The sequence below is a fragment of the Rhodococcus sp. BE178 genome (genome assembly GCF_050433545.1).
GTDB lineage: Bacteria > Actinomycetota > Actinomycetes > Mycobacteriales > Mycobacteriaceae > Prescottella.
In genome coordinates this window covers 217,523-234,446 of the sequence record NZ_JBNPXA010000003.1, presented here as the reverse complement: position 1 = coordinate 234,446, position 16,924 = coordinate 217,523, and the positions used below count along the sequence as shown (strand labels likewise).

Below are 16,924 nucleotides of genomic sequence, written 5' to 3'. Positions count from 1 at the left end.
GGGCTGGGCGGTCTTCTTGGCGCTCACAGGTCGAGGGTCCTTCCGGCGGACGGTGATGGTCGACGTTGAATCTACGCATTTCTCCCGGAGTGGGCTCGAGTAATCGATCCGGTCACGACGCGGTGAAACCCGGAGTTCGCCGCCGGAACCGTCCGTAGGATCCGGCGCATGGGGAGAATCTGGAAAACCACGGGCAAGACCACAGCCACGATTGTCGCCGCAACCACAGCCGTGTTCGTGATCACCGCGTGCAGCAACGACGGCGGCACATCCCAGGAAACCAAGGAGAAGATCAGCTCCGCCGCCACGTCGGAGCCTGGACCGGGCGAGGCGCTGCGCTCGAGCATCGAGTCGACCGCGTCGAGCGCGGTATCGGGCATCAGCGGTGCCTGGGACCAGGCGAAGCTGACCGCGTTCACCGCCACGTTCCGGACGGCCTACCCGAACCTGTCGAGCGACCGCGACGACGAGTCGATCGAGTCGATCGTCAAGGAGACGTGTACGGCCATCGACTCGGGCGCGAGCGACCAGGATCTGGTGGCGAAGGTCACCGAGGTCGCGACCAACGACGGCACCGTCCCGACCGAGGATCAGGCCAACCGGATCCTGCAGATCGTCCGGCCCGCCTGCCCGTAGACCCGCCGATCAGAACCGGGACGGGTCAGCGGTGCGCCAGTCGCGCCGCCAGGACTCGCGGGCGTGGTCGAGCAGTTCCTTCGGCTCGAGCCAGTCGTAGAGCTCGTCGTACGTGCGGGTGGTGACGCCGTCGACCCGGCGGTGCAGCATCGACGGGTCCAGCTCGTCGAAGCCGTCGAGGCCCATCGACGCGACCATCTGCTGGGCGCTGGCGACGGTCGCCTTCTGGAACCGATAGACCCGCGCCGTCTTGTCGGGCACGTCGAGAGCCTGTGCCCGGGCCGGATCCTGGGTGGCGACGCCGACCGGACACCGGTTGGTGTGGCAGCTCTGCGCCTGGATGCAACCGACCGCGAACATCATCGCGCGGGCCGCGAGGGTGAAGTCCGCTCCCTGGATGATGCGCTTGACGATGTCGGATCCGCTGGCGACCTTCCCGGAGGCGCCGATCTTGATGCGGTCGCGCAGGCCGACGCCGACGAGCGCGTTGTGCACCAGCATGAGCCCCTCGGTGAGCGGCATGCCCATGTTGTCCTCGAACTCGACGGGGCCGGCGCCGGTGCCGCCCTCGGAGCCGTCGACGATCACGAAGTCCGGCGTGACGCCGCGCGCGAGCATGGCCTTGCAGATCGCGAGGAACTCGACGCGCGACCCCACGCAGAGTTTGAAGCCGACGGGCTTGCCGCCGGAGAGCGTGCGCAGACGCACGACGAAGTCGATCAGCTCGTGCGGTGTGCCGAACTCGCGATGCGCGGGCGGTGAGATCACCGTCTGCCCGATCGGGACGCCGCGGGCCTCGGAGATCTCGGCGGTCACCTTGGTGCCGGGCAGGACACCGCCGAGACCGGGCTTGGCGCCCTGCGAGAGCTTGATCGAGATCGCCTTGACCTGGTCGTCGGCGGCCTTGGCGGCGAACTGTTCGGGATCGAATCGGCCGTCGGGGGTGCGGCATCCGAAGTAGCCGGACGCGATCTCCCAGATCAGATCGCCGCCGTGCTTGCGGTGGTGGCGGCTGATGCTGCCTTCGCCGGTGTCGTGCGCGAACCCGCCGCGTGCGGCGCCGGCGTTGAGTGCCTCGATCGCGTTCGCCGACAGCGACCCGAAGCTCATCGCCGAAACGTTGAGCAGCGCTATGTCGTACGGGCGGCCGCAGTCGGGGCCGCCGATGCGCACCGAGGGCGTGGCCGCGGGTGCGGTCCGGGCGCGCAGCGAGTGCGTCATGAATTCGTAGCCGATCGCGTGCACGTCCCGCTCGGTGCCGAACGGCTCCTCGTCCAACGTGCCCTTCGCGCGCTGGTACACCAGATCTCGCGTCTCGCGGTCGAACGGTGTTCCGCCGGTGGGCGTTTCGATGAAGTATTGCTGAATTTCGGGGCGGATGTGTTCCATGAGGAAGCGCATGTGGCCGAGGATGGGGTAGTTGCGCAGCACATTGTGGCGCCGCTGCAACAGATCCCACGTCCCGACGAGCGCGAGTGCAACCAACGGAATCGTGGCGACGAGCCACCATGGCGAGAAGACTGTGGACGCGACTGCCGCGGCCGCACCGAGGACCCAGACACCGACGACGATCGACCAACGGACCATGCGGCGATGGTAGGCGCCGGACGCGCGCCGTACCCTGTCGGGCGTTGCGGTCGGTGTGTCCACCGGCACCGGTCGACACGAAGGGATGCCCACGAACATGAGCACGGATCCGATCACCGAGCTGGAGGCCGAGCTGGTCGACATGTGGCGGCGTGGACGGATTCAATCACGTGCGCAGGCCCGTGCGATCCATCCGAAACTCGACCCGGCCTGCTATCCGCTGCTCGTGATCCTCACCCGCGCCGACGCGGTCCCGATGTCGGATCTGGTCGCCGAGCTCGGGGTCGAGAAGTCGACGCTGACCCGTCAGATCGACGCTCTCGTCCGCCTCGGCCTGGCCGAGCGCCGTCCGGATCCGCAGGATGCCCGCGCCCGGCTGGTCGCGCTCACCGATCCCGGGCGCGGCAGGCTCACCGAATCGCGGGAGGCCGTCATCGCGCGGTGGCGCGAGCGGCTGTCGCGATGGGATCCCGAGGACGTCCGTCAGCTCGCGACGCTGCTGCGGCGCCTGGGCGACTGCTCCGACTGAAGCACCACTCGAATATTAGTTGCGCGATACAACCATTACCTCTATAGTTGTACTACTCAACTAATTGGGAGGGGTCATGGTCGCTACGGATACGGCGGACGCGCTGCTCGACAGTCTGCGCGATCTCGTGCGTCGTGGTCGTGAGGTCTCCGCCTCGCTGGCCCGCGAATCCGACGGCGACATGCTCACCGAGCCGATGGGGGCGGTGCTGTCGCACGTCGCCACCGGTCAGGGGAGACGCTGCAACGTGCTCGCCGAGCGGATGCGGATCACTCCCTCGACGTTGAGTCGGCACATCGCCCATGCGGAGGATCTCGGCTACCTGATGCGAGTTCCCGATCCCGCCGATCGCCGGGCCACCCTGCCCGCGTTGACCGACGAGGGGGAAGCGGTTCTACGTCGGCACCGCGAACGGCAGAGGGAATGGCTGCTGGCCTCGATCTCGGACTGGACCGACGGCGAGGCGCAACAGCTCGTGGACGGGCTCACGCGTTTGCGTATGTCGGTCCCGGACGCGATCTCGACACTTTGACGTCGAGTTATTCAATTCACTTTTTACGCAACTGTTTTCGGGGTCACTCGAACAACTCGTGAGGTTTCTGCATGAGCACATCTGCTACCCGGGACACCGGGACATTCGATCCGTCATCCGATTCGCCGATGACCCACAAGCAGCGCATCCAGGCGCTCGTGGGCCTGCTGCTCGGCATGTTCGTCGCCTTCCTGTCGTCGACGATCGTCTCGAACGCGCTGCCGACGATCATCACCGATCTGCACGGCACGCAGGACCAGTACACCTGGGTCGTCACCGCGACGCTGCTGGCCTCCACGGCCACCACCCCGATCTGGGGCAAGTTCTCCGACCTGGTCAGCAAGAAGCTCCTGGTCCAGCTGGCGATCGCGATCTTCACGATCGGGTCGATGCTGGCCGGTCTGTCGCAGTCCGTCGGCATGCTCATCGGATTCCGTGTGATCCAGGGCATCGGACTCGGCGGTCTCCAGGCACTGGTCGTCATCGTGATCGCGAGCATGTTCAGCCCGCGTGAGCGTGGCCGCTACCAGGGCCCGATCGCTGCCGTGATGTCCGTCGCGACGGTCGCCGGGCCGCTGATCGGCGGCGTCATCGTCGACACCAGCTGGCTGGGCTGGCGCTGGACGTTCTTCGTCGGCGTCCCGCTCGCGGTGATCGCGTTGGTCTTCGTCCAGCGCACCCTCAACCTGCCCGTGGTCCGCAAGGACGTCAGCATCGACTACCTCGGTGCGGTGCTGATCGCGTCGGGCGTGAGCACCCTGCTGATCTGGGTGACGCTGGCAGGCAAGAACTTCGACTGGGCGTCGGGAGTGTCGTACGGCCTCGTCGCGCTCGGTGTGGTGCTGCTCGGGCTCGCGGTCTTCGCCGAGTCCAAGGCGAAGGATCCGATCATCCCGCTGCGGCTGTTCCGTGACCGCACCACCGCCCTCGCAACCCTCGCGAGCGTCGCGGTCGGCATCGCCCTCTTCGGTGGCGCGGTGTTCCTGGGCCAGTACTTCCAGATCGCGCGCGGCTACTCGCCGACGGCGGCCGGTCTGCTGACGCTGCCGATGGTCATCGGTTCGATGGTCTCGTCCGCGGTGTCGGGTTCGCTCATCACCAAGTTCGGCCGCTGGAAGGGCTTCATCGTCGGCGGCTCGATCATGATGACGGTCGGCTTCTTCCTGCTCTCGACGATCGACCACCAGACCAACATGGTGCTGCTGGGCAGCTTCCTGTTCGTGTTGGGCGTCGGCATGGGCATGACGATGCAGAACCTGGTGCTGGCGGTGCAGAACACCGTGAGCCCGGAGGATCTCGGTTCGGCCAGTTCGACCGTCGGGTTCTTCCGCTCGCTCGGTGGCGCGGCCGGCGTCTCCGTCCTCGGCGCGGTGCTGTCGAGCCATGTCGCCGACCTCACCACCAAGGGCCTGGCGGCGGTCGGCATCGACGTCGGTGCGGGCGGCGGCTCCGGAGCGGGGCTGTCGAACCTCAACGAGCTGCCCGGTCCCGTCGCGGACATCGTTCGCGGCTCCTACGGTGACGCAACCGCGCGGATCTTCCTGATCTCCGGCATCGTCTCGCTGCTCAGCCTCGCCGCGGTCCTGTTCATCAAGGAGGTCGCGCTGCGCACCTTCAGCGCCGACGACCAGCGCCGGGCCGAGGCGGACGGCGACGACATCGACGCCGAGCTCGCCGAGATCGTCCAGGGCGACCCCGTCCTGGTGGACCCGCTCCCTGTGAAGCCCGGCGACCCCGGAAAGCAGTAGGAGCAGGTCCGACTCACCCAGAGGGTGGCGTGGGCAGTGGATTCACCGAATCGCTGTCCCACGTCACCCTTTGTGTGTCGAGGACCGGCAGCGCCTCGACGTCGGGGCACTCCAGGACCGCACGGATGCACGCGGCGCTGCCGCCGACGTAGGTGCTCATGAGGTCCACGTCGGTCGCGACGCACCACGCCCGGTCATCGGGCCACCACAGGCTCGCGCCGTGGCCGAAGGACGAGAACCGTACGTCGGCCGCGGCGAGCGGTCCCCGGAACACGATCATCGGTCGAGCCGACATGACGAGCCGTTCGATTCCGGGCGGGACGTCCAGCGCGTTGAGGATCTCGCACAGCGCGAACCAGCACGCGTCCGGCGAGTTGGTGAAGCCGGCGAGCACCGCTGCCAGCGCGTGGGCCTGCGGCGCCGGAAACGATCCGATATCGGGGTCGTCGTCCCACAGGCCGGGCTGGCCGTCCAGATCCCAGGACCCGACGATCGACCCCCACTCCATCACCGGATGCGCGACGGTGCCGTTCGCCGCCGCGACGTCCTGCCACCGCACCGGGATTTGGTCGTCGTACCCCGGTCCGGTGTGGAGGGTGGCGGGGTGGAAGATTCGCGCGTACGCCTCGAACACCGGTGGCACCAGTGAGCCGACGTCGTACTCGAAGTTCCGGACGGCGTCCGTGATCCAACGACCCGAGTCGGCGTCGGTGCACATCGTCAGCCCGCGGACTCGCCAGTCGCCGTCGTCGAGGTCGGTCATCGGGCCAGGATCACACGGAATAGGCTCGTCGGCATGGCCGACACCCGCTGGCAGCGTGAACGATCCGCGTCCGACTCCCGTCAGTACATCGAGCGCTTCGCGCAGCTCGAGGCCGAGGGCACGGACCTGCACGGGGAAGCCCGTGCCGTCGATGCGATGCTGCCGCGTGGCTCGCGTGTGCTCGACGCCGGTTGCGGCACAGGGCGACTCGGTGCCGAACTGGCGAGGCGAGGACACCGCGTGACGGCCGTCGACCTGGATCCGATCCTCGTGGCGGAGGCGCGGAAGCATTCGGAACTCACCGTGCACGAGGCCGATCTGGCGACGCTCGACCTGCCGGGGGAGCGGTTCGACGCCGTCGTCGCGGCCGGCAACGTGCTGATCTTCGTCGCCCGCGGTACCGAGCGCCGGGTGGTCCAGCGGCTCGCCGACCACCTCGTGCCCGGCGGCATCCTCGTGACGGGCTTCGCGACCGACTACGAGTACACGGTGGACGAGTTCGACGCCGACCTCGCCGCCGCGGGCCTGGTCCGGGAGCACCGCTTCGCGACGTGGGATCTGCGGCCGTGGCGCGACGGCGCCGGTTGGGCCGTAACCGTCGCCCGCAAACCTGGGGACTGACCGACTCGTCGGTTTCGGTTACGGTCTCTGCCGACACAACGTCGTCAGACCCAGGGGGATCCCATGTCCGAACCGACCTACAACCCGGGCCCGAGCTCGCAGTTCGGGGGCGCGCCGGGCTACCCGCAGCAGCCGTACCCGTCCGCGCCGCAGTATCCGGTGCCGCCGGTCCCCGGCCAGTACGGCGGGCAGCCGCCGCTGCCGCCGTCGAACGCCGGTTGGGCCGTCGCGGCGCTCATCTTCTTCTGGCCGGTCGCGTTCTCGGCGTTCGGACACCTGCACGACATCTTCCCGAAGTGGTCGATGGGCGACTACCAGGGCGCGCAGTACGCGTCGGACCGCGTCAAGGCGCTCGGCAAGATCGCGCTGTGCATCGCCGCCGGCCTCATCGTGCTGTACGTGATCTTCATCATCATCCTGATCGCGGTCACCGCGAACGACGTCAGCTCCGGCTACTCGTACAACTACTGACCCACCCGGTGGTCGGCCGAAGCGTGGCCGACCACCGCCGCGGCGCCGGGACGCCGTAGAATCCCTATACCGTGAGCCTTACCCTCGGAATCGTCGGCCTCCCCAACGTCGGCAAGTCGACCCTTTTCAACGCGCTGACCAACAACGACGTGCTGGCCGCGAACTACCCGTTCGCCACCATCGAGCCCAACGTCGGCCTGGTCGAGCTGCCGGACGAGCGGCTGAAGAAGCTGACCGAGATCTTCGGTTCCGAGCGCATCCTGCCCGCCACCGTGTCGTTCGTCGACATCGCCGGCATCGTCAAGGGCGCCTCCGAGGGAGCGGGCCTGGGCAACAAGTTCCTGGCCAACATCCGCGAGGCCGACGCCATCTGCCAGGTGGTCCGCGTCTTCGCCGACGACGACGTCGTCCACGTCGACGGTCGTGTCGATCCGGCGTCGGACATCGAGGTGATCGAGACCGAGCTCGTCATCGCCGACATGCAGACCTTGGAGAAGGCGCTCCCGCGTCTGGACAAGGAAGCGCGCAAGAACAAGGAACTCAAGGCGCAGCACGACGAGGCGCTCAAGGCTCAGGCGTTCCTCGACGAGGGCAAGACGCTGTTCAGCGTCAAGGACAAGCTCGACTTCTCGCTGCTGCGTGAGCTGAGCCTGCTCACCACCAAGCCTTTCCTGTACGTCTTCAACGCCGACGAGGCCGTCCTCACCGACGAGGCCAGGGTCGCCGAGCTGCGCGCCTCCGTCGCGCCCGCCGACGCCGTATTCCTCGACGCCAAGGTGGAGCAGGAACTGCTCGAGCTGGACGAGGAAGATCGCCAGGAGATGCTCGACTCCATCGGTCAGTCCGAGCCCGGCCTGCACGCCCTCGCCCGCACCGGCTTCCACACCCTCGGCCTGCAGACCTACCTCACCGCCGGTCCCAAGGAAGCGCGCGCCTGGACCATCCACAAGGGCGACACCGCCCCGCAGGCCGCCGGCGTCATCCACACAGACTTCGAGCGCGGCTTCATCAAGGCCGAGATCGTGTCGTTCGACGACCTCGTCGAGACCGGGTCCATGAACGCCGCCAAGGCCGCCGGCAAGGTGCGCATGGAAGGCAAGGACTACGTCATGCAGGACGGCGACGTCGTGGAGTTCCGCTTCAACGTCTAGATCCACTGGTCAGAGGCTTGATTTCACTCCTCGGTACGCACTAGAACCCGCAGGGCTCGGAACATTTCGTTCCGCGGCCCTGCGGGTTCTGTCGTCTGCATCGGCCACGTACGCCTTCGATGTGTGTGAGCCGGGTTACGCTCGGCCGGCGGGTGTCGACGGTGAAGAGCCGTCGGTGTTCGAAGGACCGCTCCGCCGCGACAGCGCGCCGAACGTGTGGTTCCATGCCCGTGCGCGAGGAAGCCTGGGAACCCCCGTGTCCACACCGGCACGGTGATCGGAGGAGTCGGACACGATGGCAGGTTCCGAAAGCGACGCGATATTCGAGACCCTGTTGGAATCTGCCAAGCGACTGTCGTTCGATTCGAGGAGTCCGTTCGTGTACCGGCCCGAACCCGGCGACGACGAACGCCACGGCATGACGCCGCAGTGGTCACCGCTCTACGGAACCCCGCTGTGGGACGGCATGTCCGAGGAGGAGCGCGTCCGGCTGACCAGGAGCGAGGTCGCGCAGTTCCTGGGCATCGGCATCTGGCTCGAAGTGGGTTTGCAGGTGGCTTTGCTGAGGGCGAGCCACAGCGCGGATCCGGGACGCCCGGACATCAAGTTCCTCTTCAACGAATGCGCGGACGAGAACCTACATTCGTTGATGTTCGCCAACGCCATCGAGAGCATCGGATCCCACTTCTATCCGCGCGACCGGATGCTGGACTTCTTCGGTTGGCTGTTCCGCCACGTCGTGTGGGACGAAGTCGCGTACGGAATCGTCCTCGCCGGCGAGGAGATCTTCGACGTCATGCAACGTGACTGGATGAACAGTGACGACGTCGCGGCACCCATCCGCCGGTCCGCCTACATTCACGTCGTCGAAGAGTCCCGGCACATGGCGTTCGCGCGTCGGAAGATCCGCGATCGATTGGTCGGACGCTCCCGCTTCCGGCGATTTGTCAGCACCATGATCATCGCGGCAGGAATGCACCTCATCGCGAGAAGCCTGATCAATCGCCGGGTGTACGACGAGCTCGGCCTCGACTGGGATGTCGTGAAGGCGAACATCGACGGCAACGAACACCATCGGATGATGTTCCGGAGGGCAGCGGAACCGTTCGTGGAGTTCCTGAGCAGAGAAGGGCTGCTGAATTCCGGCGCTCGATGGATCTATCGAAAGTCGAACCTTCTCTGACTAGGAGTTGTCGTGGCCCACGTCATCCTGGGACATTGCTGTAAGGACGCCTCGTGTGTGCGGGTGTGCCCGCAGAACTGCATCCATCCCGCCCCCGGCGAGGACGGCTACGCGTTCACCGAGACGCTCTACATCGACCCCGACTCGTGCATCGACTGCACCGCATGCGTCGAGGCATGTCCGGCCTCGGCCATCAAATCCGAGCACGCGCTGACCTCGACCGAACTCCCGTACGCCGCCCGCAACAGGGAGTACTTCGTGCAGACCCCCGCCGCACCGCGCTCCCGCCCGCACGCGGTCTTCGAGCTGCCACTGGCCGGCCCGCGCGACCGACTCGAGGTTGCCATCGTGGGATCGGGTGCTGCCGCGATGTACACCGTCCGCGAACTCCTGCAGCGATCGTCGTCGATCCGTGTCACCGTCTACGAGCAGTACGACACGGTCGGGGGCCTGTTGCGTCGGGGTGTGTCCCCGGACCATGTCGGCGTGCGCGAGATGATCCGACTGTTCGACGTGCCCTTCGGCGACGACCGCGTCACGATCGTTCCCGGAACCGAAGTCGGCGTGGATATCTCGATCGAAGAGCTTCGGCGGGGATTCGATGCCGTGATCCTCGCCTGCGGGGCCTCGCAGCCGCGTCAGATCGGCTCCTCCGGTGCCGGTGACGAGATCCACCAGGCCATCGACATTCTGGTTGCCGAGAACTGCGGCACATCCCCGCCGCCCGCACCTGCCGGACCCCGATGCGTCGTGATCGGCGCGGGCAACGTCGCCTTCGACGTCGTCCGCTGGGTCGCGAAGACCCGCGACCGGGTGGCCGCGAGCGAACAGCTCCGCGAACTGGTGATCCTGTCGCGGTCGGCCCCGGACGGCGCCGCCTTCACTCCGTCGGCGTTCTACGAGCTTCTCGACCTCGAGCCCACCGAGGTCCTGATCGACCGCGCCGGCAGCGCACCCCGCGCCGCCGCGGACAGCCCGCTGCTGCACGCGTTGTCGCACCTGCCCTCAACCGATGTCCGCGCCGTGCCCGCCGCGGCGACCGGCGCTGCGGGGCCCCTGCGCATCGTCCTGTCGTTCGGACAGGAAGTGGCCGACCTGGCGAAGACCGAGCACAGCGCCGTCGCGGTCACTACGACCGCCGGCCGGACCTTCCACACCAACTCGGCGATCTGCGCCACCGGATTCACCACCAAACCGATCGACGGCGTCCCGCTCGGCACCCGCGGTGTCGTGCCCAACCGTCGCGGACAGGTGATCTCCCACGAGAGCGGCGATCCCCTCGAGGGGCTGTACGTCGTCGGCTGGGCGAAGCGAGGCGCGTCCGGCGGCGTCGGCGACAACCGCACCTGCGCGGCCGAAACCGTCACACAACTCGCCGCGGACCTCCGCTCACGGGTGTGACGTAACGGCGACGTCAATCTCCGAACTCGACGAGCGCCTCACTCAACGTCCGTCCGGTGACGAACCACCGCGGCACCAACTGTCGCCGAGGATTCCGACGCCGGACGCTGCCAGGTACACGCGAAGCTGGTGCATTCGTCCGGCGTGCGGGCGCAGGATCGTGTGCAGCACAGCACGTCCCGAGGCGCTCACGCCGGTGCCACACACCTCGATCAGCGTCTCGGAGCTGGGTTCGCGAGAGTCGACGTGCAGGATGTCCTCGTGGAATGGCGCCGGTTTCCTCCTATGTGGGCCACTCGCTCGTGTTCGGCAGTGCGGCGTCGCCGCGTCGTCGGTAACGATCTGCTAAGGCCTGTGGCCGAAGCTGGGCGTGGTGCGCCTGCTGTCATGGATGCTGCAGAGGTGACATTCGCCAAGCGAAGCTGTTCCGCCCTATGGGTGGTGATGCTGTGTGTCGCAGGCTTGTTGGTCGCGGCGTCGGGGAGCAGCGGGGCCGCACCGCCGCCGGGTTGGCGATACACGATGGTGGCGTTCAGTAACACCAGTGACCACGACATGGATGTGTTCGAGTCGGGGGACGGCTCCCAGTTCCAGCTCGTCCAACCGTCGGCGTATCGGCCCCCGTCAGGACTTGTGCGTGACCCGAGCATCTTCCGGAACGCGGACGGGCTGTACTACGTCACGTACACGACGGGCGGCGGGGCGAGTATCGGCTTCGCGCGCAGCAGTGACCGCGTCAACTGGACGCACATGGGCAACCTTCCGGTCCCGTTCTGCTGCGCCCTCATGCCGGGGACGGGAGACGGCACGGGTTCGGCGAGCCCGCCCGGCTCCTCCGGGTCGGCGGGGTCGGCCGACGGGCCGTCGCTGTCGCCGTTCGTCAGCAAGGCGTGGGCGCCTGAATGGTTCGTGGACGGCGACCGCGTCAACGTCATCCTGTCGATGTCGACCGGTGGGGGATTCGTGCCGTATCTGATGACGGCGCTGGAACCCTCGCTCCGGCAGTGGAGCCTGCCCGTTCCTCTCGCCGGGATCGGAGCCGACCACATCGACACCACCGTGGTCAAGGTTGGATCGACATATCATGCGTTCACCAAGAACGAGACGACCAAGGTCATCGAGCACGCGGTCGCCTCGTCGGTGACCGGTCCCTACTCTTTCGTCCCACCCGGAAACTGGGGCACGCTGGTGGAGGGCCCAGCCGTCGTCCAGCTGCCGAACGGTGCCTGGAGGATCTACCTCGACGCCTACACCGAAGGAAAGTATCTTTATTCCGACAGCACGGATGGTCTGAGTACCTGGTCGCCCGTGCAAGAGCTTCCAGGTTCTTCCGGGAAGGTGCGCCACTTCAGTGTGATGCGAGAGCCGGTATGACACCGACCCGATGACAGGCGCTCCGGGTCCTCCACCGGCAGATCGCGGTAGTACCAGGTGAACTGGTGCGCACCCGATGCCGTGCCGCGGCGGGGGGCCGCTCCGACCGACGATCCCGGCATCGCGGCGGTGGCAGCGTCGATCGGACCGGACGGGTCGATACCCGAGATCCGATCGGCCTCGCCCGTCAACGATGTAGCGAGTGAACGCAATGCGTCGGTGTCGACACCCAGCTGATCTCCCAAGGAAATTCTCCCCGTCCTTCTGCCCCGAGCGGCGGTACCGGCCGCGGCCCGGTCCGGGGCTCGCAGCGGAGCCCTGTGTGGTTTGACGCACGCAGGCGGTGAACGGTTCTCTCACGATTGCTGCGGGTTGGTGCCCCCTGTTCGGTCGTGGTCCGACGGAAAGGAGACAGTCGGTTTGCGCGGGGGATGACCACGCAACTCTAGGGAACACTGATGGTTCCGAATCCTGGGTTGACCTGAACCTGGAAGCCTCCCGGGGCGACGACCGAGTCGGTGTCGGCTGTTGCGGTCAGCGTGCCGCTGCCGGTGACCGCAGTGGCCGGGGTGTATCGGCACCATTCGTCCGCGGCGACGGGGCGGCTGTAGTCGACGGGCGTTCGGCGAAGCGCCGTGGTTCCGGTAGCGCCCGTGGTCAGATTCAGCCACCTCACCGACACGTCGGGGCAGGCGTAGGCCGTGCCGAAACTCTCGCGGAGAAGGTTGCCTCGCCGAGTCCACTGGTGGTTGCCGACGGCGTGACGGTCGTCAGCGTTGGTAGGCAAACCCAGGCAGTGAGTGTGCATGCTGTGCCGAACCTGGCCGGAACCTGGAACTCCGTTGTCGTCGCTGGGGGCGGCTGCGGTTCGGCCGACGCCATGGCCGGGGTGCCGAGCGCACCGAGGACGGCCATCGATGCGACGGCACCGGCGACGACCGGTCTAGGAAGCCGGACACAGCGCAAGGCGTGAACCTCCGAAGCGGAACCTGTCCCGACCTGCCGCGGTGTCAGAGTAGCTCGGGAACAGCCTGTGGCGGAACGGATGCCGTGGATTCCCGGTACGTCCGTTGCCTGGTGTCCTCACGGCGGCCGGCTGCGAGCCGGCCGCCTGAGCTGTTCGCGTTTCTGCGATCAGGAGCCGGTCTATTCGTTCGCGAGTGATCCGTTGATGATGGAACCGGTGGCGAGGGAACCGCCGAGCGACCCTGCCGCAGAACCGACCTCGAGAGACCCGACCAGAGGGTCGACCAGGGAGCCGACGTCGAGCGAGCCGAACAGGGAATGGAGAAAGCCGCCGTCCAGCTGGGTATCTTGCGTCCACTCGCCGCACCCGGAGGTGATGAACACGTCGTCGGTTTCTTCGATCTTCACCGTGGTCGGGCCCTTTGTCTTACCGGACGCGATCGGTTCCATGCGGAGCGTTTTCATGGTTCCGCGTACCCAGGTGCAGGTCTGGCCCCCGTCGACGAGTGCGCCTTCGGTGGAGTAGATGCCGGGTCGGATGTCCTTGTTCACGTAATACATCCCAGTCCCTTCGGGGATGGTCTTGGATGCTGCGGAGGCGATTCCCGTGCCTCCGAGGATGATTCCGACCGATGCTGCTGCGACGACGCCGGCAGCGATGGACTTGCGCATTCCGTCTTCTTCCTGAGGTTCCGTGGTGGGTCCCGGCGACTGTAGTGGGCAGTGCCGACCTGTCGGGCGGTTTTGAACACATGTCCTGACGACGCGCTCGCCGAGCGGTGCGCCGCTGGCTCTGCTCGGTCCGACGCAGGTCGGACGTGAATGGTTCCATCACGATTGCTGCGGGTGGTGACAGACGGTGCCGCGTGTCAACGCCCCGACGCGGGCGCCTCATCCAACGTCCGGCGGGTGACGAACCGCCGCGGCAGCCCCGACAGCGGATCGGTGAATTCCAGTTCCCGGGCGAGCAGTTGGAGGGGGAGGGCATGATCGTCCGGCGCCTCGGGAAGCAGTTCGGGATACCAACTGTCGCCCAGGATCCCTATGCCGAGCGCTGCCAGATGCACCCGCAATTGGTGCATCCTTCCGGTGTGCGGGCGCAGGATCGTGTGCAGCACAGCGCGTCCGGAGGCGCTCGAGCCGGCGCCACGTACCTCGATCAGCGTCTCGGAGTTGGGCTCGCGGGAGTCGTCGACGACGACCCGTAGCTCGCCGCGCCGCGCCTCGATGTGGCTGCGGTAGACGACGGGAACGGCGCGCCCGGCGAGCGCCGGTGCGTCCGGGTCCCACCCGGGCGGTAGCGCCGACACCGCCTCGTAGACCTTCACGACCCGCCGCTTCTCGAACAGTGACTGGTAGGCGCCGCGCGTCGCGGGGCGCGCCGAGAACATCACCAGGCCGGCGGTCGCGCGGTCGAGTCGATGGATCGGCGTCAGGTCCGGGTTGTCGAGGCGGGTCCGCAACCGGACGAGCGCGGACTCGCGCAGGTAGCGCCCGCCCGGGGTGGTCGGGAGGAAGTGCGGCTTGTCGATCACGACGAGGTCGTCGTCGACGTGCAGGATCTCCTCGTGGAACGGCACCGGTTCCTCCACCGGCAGGTCGCGGTAGTACCAGACGAACCGATGCGCGCTCAGCGTCGTTCCGCGACCGATCGGACGGCCGTCGGCGCCCACGATCTCGCCGGCGTCGAACCTCCGGTACAGGTCGTCGGCGTCCAGGTGGTCGAACCTCGCGACGACGTAGTCCGCGATCGTCACCCACGGCCCGGACGTCGGGACGCGCAGCCGCGTCGGTCCGACCCCGTTCTTGACGGGTAGCGGGGAGGGCATCGGCACCCGCTCATCATCCCACCGGCTGATCGCTCGGCCGCGCCGCGGGTCGCGACGAGGCACCCCACGACGGGCGGTTGCTGCGACAACGGCCGAGAGACGACCGCAGTAACCGCCCGTCGTCGTTGCCGCGTGTCTCAGTGCGCCGGGCGGGGGGATGCAGGAGGGCCCTGGTGTCCTCCTCCGAACGGGTGTTTCCAGCTGCGCTCGCCATCGGTGTGGGCGCTGTCGGGGGCGGCGGGGGCTTCCGCGGTGGTGTCCGCCGCGGCGTGACGGGCGGTGGTTGTCTGCGTCCCGGTGGCGGCGAGTTGGTCGCGTTCCTGGGTGAGTGCCGCCTCGTTGCGGCGCGATTGCTCCAACTCGTTGCGTGCGGCCCGTCCTCGTCTGGAGGCGCGCCGGGCACCCGTGAGTACGAGGCCGAGCCCCAGGAAGCCGACCGCCCCGACGACGATTCCACAGAGGAACAGGGCGCCGGTGGATCCGGTCACGTGGTAGCCGAGCACCGAGAAGTCGTCGGTCAAGGCGTGCTCGACGCCCCCGTTGGAGAGGACGCCGGCAACACCGACGACCACTGCCGCGATGAGAATGATCAGGCCGATGACGATCATGGCAACTCCAGGTGGGCGAGAAGGGTCCGTCCGGGTGGGAGTACCCGTTCCGGGCTCGCCTCACACCTGGACTGCTCAGTTCGGTTGCGTCAGCCGACGTGCTGCCGCACGACGTCCGCGATGGCCGTAGCGACCCTGTCCGCCTGGGTTTCCGGAAGGCACGCGTAACCGCAGACCAGGCCACGGGGACCGTCCGGGTCGGCGCGCAACGACGAGAGCGGCGGCAGGGTGATGCCGCGACCGCGGAGGGCCGACGCGATCGCGGTGTCGTCGGTGTCGTCGGGGAGCCTGAGCACCAGGTGCAGTCCCGCCTCGACGCCGACCAGTCGGGCATCGGTGCAGTGGCGCTTCAGCGCGCCGACCAGCGCGCCCCGGCGGGCGGCGTAGGTGCGGGACGCCTGGCGAGGTGTCGGGTCAGGGCGCCCGACTCGATGAACCGGGCGAACGCGAGTCCGGTTACGGTACAGACGCTCTCGCCGCTGAACGCGAGCGCCTCGGCGACCGGCTCACGAAGCCCCCGCGGCGGCAGCAGCCAGGTCAGGCGCAGCGAGGGCGTGAGCACCTTCGAGGCCGTACCGATGTAGGCGACGCAGTCGCGTCCACCGTCCAGGCTGCGCAGTGCGGGCAGGGCGGACACGTCGTAGCGGAACTCGCCGTCGTAGTCGTCCTCGATGAGCAGCCTGCCGGCCTCGGTTGCCCACGCGACGAGTCGGGCGCGCCGAGGAGCGGGGAGACGGGCACCGAGCGGATACTGATGCGCAGGAGTGCAGTACACGGCCGCGTCGGAGTCGCGCAGTGATCCGGGATCGAGGCCGTCGGCGTCGACATCGACGGAACGCGTTCGGGCGCCGGACATCTGGAGCACCCGGCGTGCCTCGACATAGCCGGGTTCCTCGAAGGCGACGTCACGTCCGGCGAGACCGGCCGCCACGGTGACGGCGCGCAGTGCGGAAGTCACGCCCGGCACGATGATCAAATCGTCTGGCTCCGAGACGATTCCGCGGGTGCGGCGCAGGTGCCCGGACAGGGCGAGCCGGAGCTCGGCGTGCCCGCCGGGGCCCGCCGGTGCGGATGCGACGGGTGCCGCGGCGGCCGCCCGCCACGCGCGGCGCCAGTCGGTGGTCGAGATCAGGTGGTGTCGGGGTGGCCCGGGGTGAGATTCCATATCGGCGGGGTCTGCCGTGGCGCGCGAGGCGGCGCGGTCGCCGGCGTAGCCGTGGGGACGTGCGGCGCGGCGCCCGCGGAGGCCGCGGTGTCGGCGCCGTCGGCAATCCGGGTGCCGGAACCCGGCCGCGCTACGACGTAGCCGGCCGCCGCGAGTTCGTCGTACGCGTCGACGACGGAAGCCCTGGCCACGGCGAGTTCCGCGGCGAGTGTGCGGGTCGACGGGAGCGCGTCCCCGGGGCTGAGCCTGCCGAGCCGGATCTGCTCGACGATCGCCTCCGCGATGCGATGTCGCAGTGGGGAGGTGCTGACGGGTAGTCGCAACGCAAGGTGCATGTCGGGGGAGATGCGGGACACGACG

At 67.9% G+C, this 16,924-nt stretch carries 16 protein-coding genes and 2 pseudogenes; 10 read left to right on the top strand and 8 right to left on the bottom strand.

Annotation, left to right across the window (positions count from 1 at the left end):
• Window positions 1–168: 168 nt before the first annotated feature.
• A complete protein-coding gene (locus J2X34_RS08075; protein ID WP_309473061.1) occupies window positions 169–636 on the top strand; it encodes a hypothetical protein in 468 nt (155 codons plus the stop codon).
• A gap of 9 nt (window positions 637–645) precedes the next feature.
• Here J2X34_RS08075 and J2X34_RS08070 read toward each other — a convergent pair whose 3' ends face one another.
• Window positions 646–2,223, bottom strand: a complete 1,578-nt coding sequence (locus tag J2X34_RS08070; RefSeq protein ID WP_429516516.1) for an FMN-binding glutamate synthase family protein — start codon at window positions 2,221–2,223, stop codon at window positions 646–648.
• 97 nt (window positions 2,224–2,320) lie between these two features.
• Here J2X34_RS08070 and J2X34_RS08065 point away from each other — a divergent pair, with 97 nt between their 5' ends.
• The 3 genes from J2X34_RS08065 to J2X34_RS08055 all read left to right on the top strand — a co-directional run bounded on the left by J2X34_RS08065 (window position 2,321) and on the right by J2X34_RS08055 (window position 5,032).
• A complete protein-coding gene (locus J2X34_RS08065; protein ID WP_114718336.1) occupies window positions 2,321–2,752 on the top strand; it encodes a MarR family winged helix-turn-helix transcriptional regulator in 432 nt (143 codons plus the stop codon).
• A 76-nt stretch (window positions 2,753–2,828) separates the two neighbouring features.
• A complete protein-coding gene (locus tag J2X34_RS08060) occupies window positions 2,829–3,284 on the top strand; it encodes a MarR family winged helix-turn-helix transcriptional regulator (protein ID WP_114718337.1) in 456 nt (151 codons plus the stop codon).
• A gap of 71 nt (window positions 3,285–3,355) precedes the next feature.
• Window positions 3,356–5,032 carry an MDR family MFS transporter gene (locus tag J2X34_RS08055; protein WP_114718338.1) on the top strand — a complete coding sequence of 559 codons (1,677 nt, stop codon included), beginning with the start codon at window positions 3,356–3,358 and terminating at the stop codon, window positions 5,030–5,032.
• Window positions 5,033–5,045: 13 nt separating this feature from the next.
• Here J2X34_RS08055 and J2X34_RS08050 read toward each other — a convergent pair whose 3' ends face one another.
• The gene (locus J2X34_RS08050; RefSeq protein ID WP_258557593.1) at window positions 5,046–5,795 is read right to left on the bottom strand and encodes a hypothetical protein; all 750 of its coding nucleotides are present in this window, start codon (window positions 5,793–5,795) and stop codon (window positions 5,046–5,048) included.
• 33 nt (window positions 5,796–5,828) lie between these two features.
• Here J2X34_RS08050 and J2X34_RS08045 point away from each other — a divergent pair, with 33 nt between their 5' ends.
• From J2X34_RS08045 to J2X34_RS08025, 5 genes are all read left to right on the top strand, one after another.
• A complete protein-coding gene (locus J2X34_RS08045) occupies window positions 5,829–6,416 on the top strand; it encodes a class I SAM-dependent methyltransferase (RefSeq protein ID WP_114718339.1) in 588 nt (195 codons plus the stop codon).
• A 63-nt stretch (window positions 6,417–6,479) separates the two neighbouring features.
• Entirely contained in the window at window positions 6,480–6,887 is a 408-nt protein-coding gene (locus J2X34_RS08040; RefSeq protein WP_114718340.1) for a CD225/dispanin family protein, read from the top strand.
• Window positions 6,888–6,958: 71 nt separating this feature from the next.
• Window positions 6,959–8,038: a redox-regulated ATPase YchF gene (ychF, locus tag J2X34_RS08035; RefSeq protein ID WP_114718341.1), complete on the top strand. Its 1,080-nt coding sequence runs from the start codon at window positions 6,959–6,961 to the stop codon at window positions 8,036–8,038.
• Between the two features lie 295 nt (window positions 8,039–8,333).
• Complete coding sequence (locus J2X34_RS08030; RefSeq protein WP_114718342.1) at window positions 8,334–9,221, top strand: AurF N-oxygenase family protein; 888 nt, start codon at window positions 8,334–8,336, stop codon at window positions 9,219–9,221.
• A gap of 12 nt (window positions 9,222–9,233) precedes the next feature.
• Window positions 9,234–10,622 carry an FAD-dependent oxidoreductase gene (locus J2X34_RS08025; RefSeq protein ID WP_114718343.1) on the top strand — a complete coding sequence of 463 codons (1,389 nt, stop codon included), beginning with the start codon at window positions 9,234–9,236 and terminating at the stop codon, window positions 10,620–10,622.
• 75 nt (window positions 10,623–10,697) lie between these two features.
• Here J2X34_RS08025 and J2X34_RS08020 read toward each other — a convergent pair.
• Window positions 10,698–10,865, bottom strand: a pseudogene (locus J2X34_RS08020) (pseudouridine synthase); the annotation flags it as partial.
• 144 nt (window positions 10,866–11,009) lie between these two features.
• Between J2X34_RS08020 and J2X34_RS08015 the strand changes: the two are divergent.
• Window positions 11,010–11,996: a glycoside hydrolase family 43 protein gene (locus J2X34_RS08015; protein ID WP_114718344.1), complete on the top strand. Its 987-nt coding sequence runs from the start codon at window positions 11,010–11,012 to the stop codon at window positions 11,994–11,996.
• Window positions 11,997–12,441: 445 nt separating this feature from the next.
• Here J2X34_RS08015 and J2X34_RS08010 read toward each other — a convergent pair whose 3' ends face one another.
• The 5 genes and pseudogenes from J2X34_RS08010 to J2X34_RS07990 all read right to left on the bottom strand — a co-directional run bounded on the left by J2X34_RS08010 (window position 12,442) and on the right by J2X34_RS07990 (window position 16,920).
• Window positions 12,442–12,783 (bottom strand): hypothetical protein, encoded by a 342-nt coding sequence (locus tag J2X34_RS08010; protein ID WP_254622848.1) that lies wholly within the window; start codon window positions 12,781–12,783, stop codon window positions 12,442–12,444.
• A gap of 359 nt (window positions 12,784–13,142) precedes the next feature.
• Entirely contained in the window at window positions 13,143–13,634 is a 492-nt protein-coding gene (locus J2X34_RS08005; protein ID WP_114718346.1) for a hypothetical protein, read from the bottom strand.
• 197 nt (window positions 13,635–13,831) lie between these two features.
• On the bottom strand, window positions 13,832–14,791 hold the full coding sequence (locus J2X34_RS08000; protein WP_174914539.1) for a pseudouridine synthase: 960 nt from the start codon (window positions 14,789–14,791) through the stop codon (window positions 13,832–13,834).
• Window positions 14,792–14,928: 137 nt separating this feature from the next.
• Entirely contained in the window at window positions 14,929–15,399 is a 471-nt protein-coding gene (locus J2X34_RS07995) for a hypothetical protein (protein WP_114718348.1), read from the bottom strand.
• A gap of 89 nt (window positions 15,400–15,488) precedes the next feature.
• Window positions 15,489–16,920: pseudogene (locus J2X34_RS07990) on the bottom strand (PLP-dependent aminotransferase family protein).
• Window positions 16,921–16,924 lie beyond the last annotated feature (4 nt).

Excerpts from the sequence above, each read along its gene's own strand:
- J2X34_RS08075 (WP_309473061.1), top strand. The coding sequence starts at position 169 with ATGGGGAGAATCTGGAAAACCACGGGCAAGACCACAGCCACGATTGTC.
- J2X34_RS08070 (WP_429516516.1), bottom strand. The coding sequence starts at position 2,223 with ATGGTCCGTTGGTCGATCGTCGTCGGTGTCTGGGTCCTCGGTGCGGCC.
- J2X34_RS08065 (WP_114718336.1), top strand. The coding sequence starts at position 2,321 with ATGAGCACGGATCCGATCACCGAGCTGGAGGCCGAGCTGGTCGACATG.
- J2X34_RS08060 (WP_114718337.1), top strand. The coding sequence starts at position 2,829 with ATGGTCGCTACGGATACGGCGGACGCGCTGCTCGACAGTCTGCGCGAT.
- J2X34_RS08055 (WP_114718338.1), top strand. The coding sequence starts at position 3,356 with ATGAGCACATCTGCTACCCGGGACACCGGGACATTCGATCCGTCATCC.
- J2X34_RS08050 (WP_258557593.1), bottom strand. The coding sequence starts at position 5,795 with ATGACCGACCTCGACGACGGCGACTGGCGAGTCCGCGGGCTGACGATG.
- J2X34_RS08045 (WP_114718339.1), top strand. The coding sequence starts at position 5,829 with ATGGCCGACACCCGCTGGCAGCGTGAACGATCCGCGTCCGACTCCCGT.
- J2X34_RS08040 (WP_114718340.1), top strand. The coding sequence starts at position 6,480 with ATGTCCGAACCGACCTACAACCCGGGCCCGAGCTCGCAGTTCGGGGGC.
- J2X34_RS08030 (WP_114718342.1), top strand. The coding sequence starts at position 8,334 with ATGGCAGGTTCCGAAAGCGACGCGATATTCGAGACCCTGTTGGAATCT.
- J2X34_RS08015 (WP_114718344.1), top strand. The coding sequence starts at position 11,010 with ATGGATGCTGCAGAGGTGACATTCGCCAAGCGAAGCTGTTCCGCCCTA.
- J2X34_RS08005 (WP_114718346.1), bottom strand. The coding sequence starts at position 13,634 with ATGCGCAAGTCCATCGCTGCCGGCGTCGTCGCAGCAGCATCGGTCGGA.
- J2X34_RS08000 (WP_174914539.1), bottom strand. The coding sequence starts at position 14,791 with ATGCCCTCCCCGCTACCCGTCAAGAACGGGGTCGGACCGACGCGGCTG.
- J2X34_RS07995 (WP_114718348.1), bottom strand. The coding sequence starts at position 15,399 with ATGATCGTCATCGGCCTGATCATTCTCATCGCGGCAGTGGTCGTCGGT.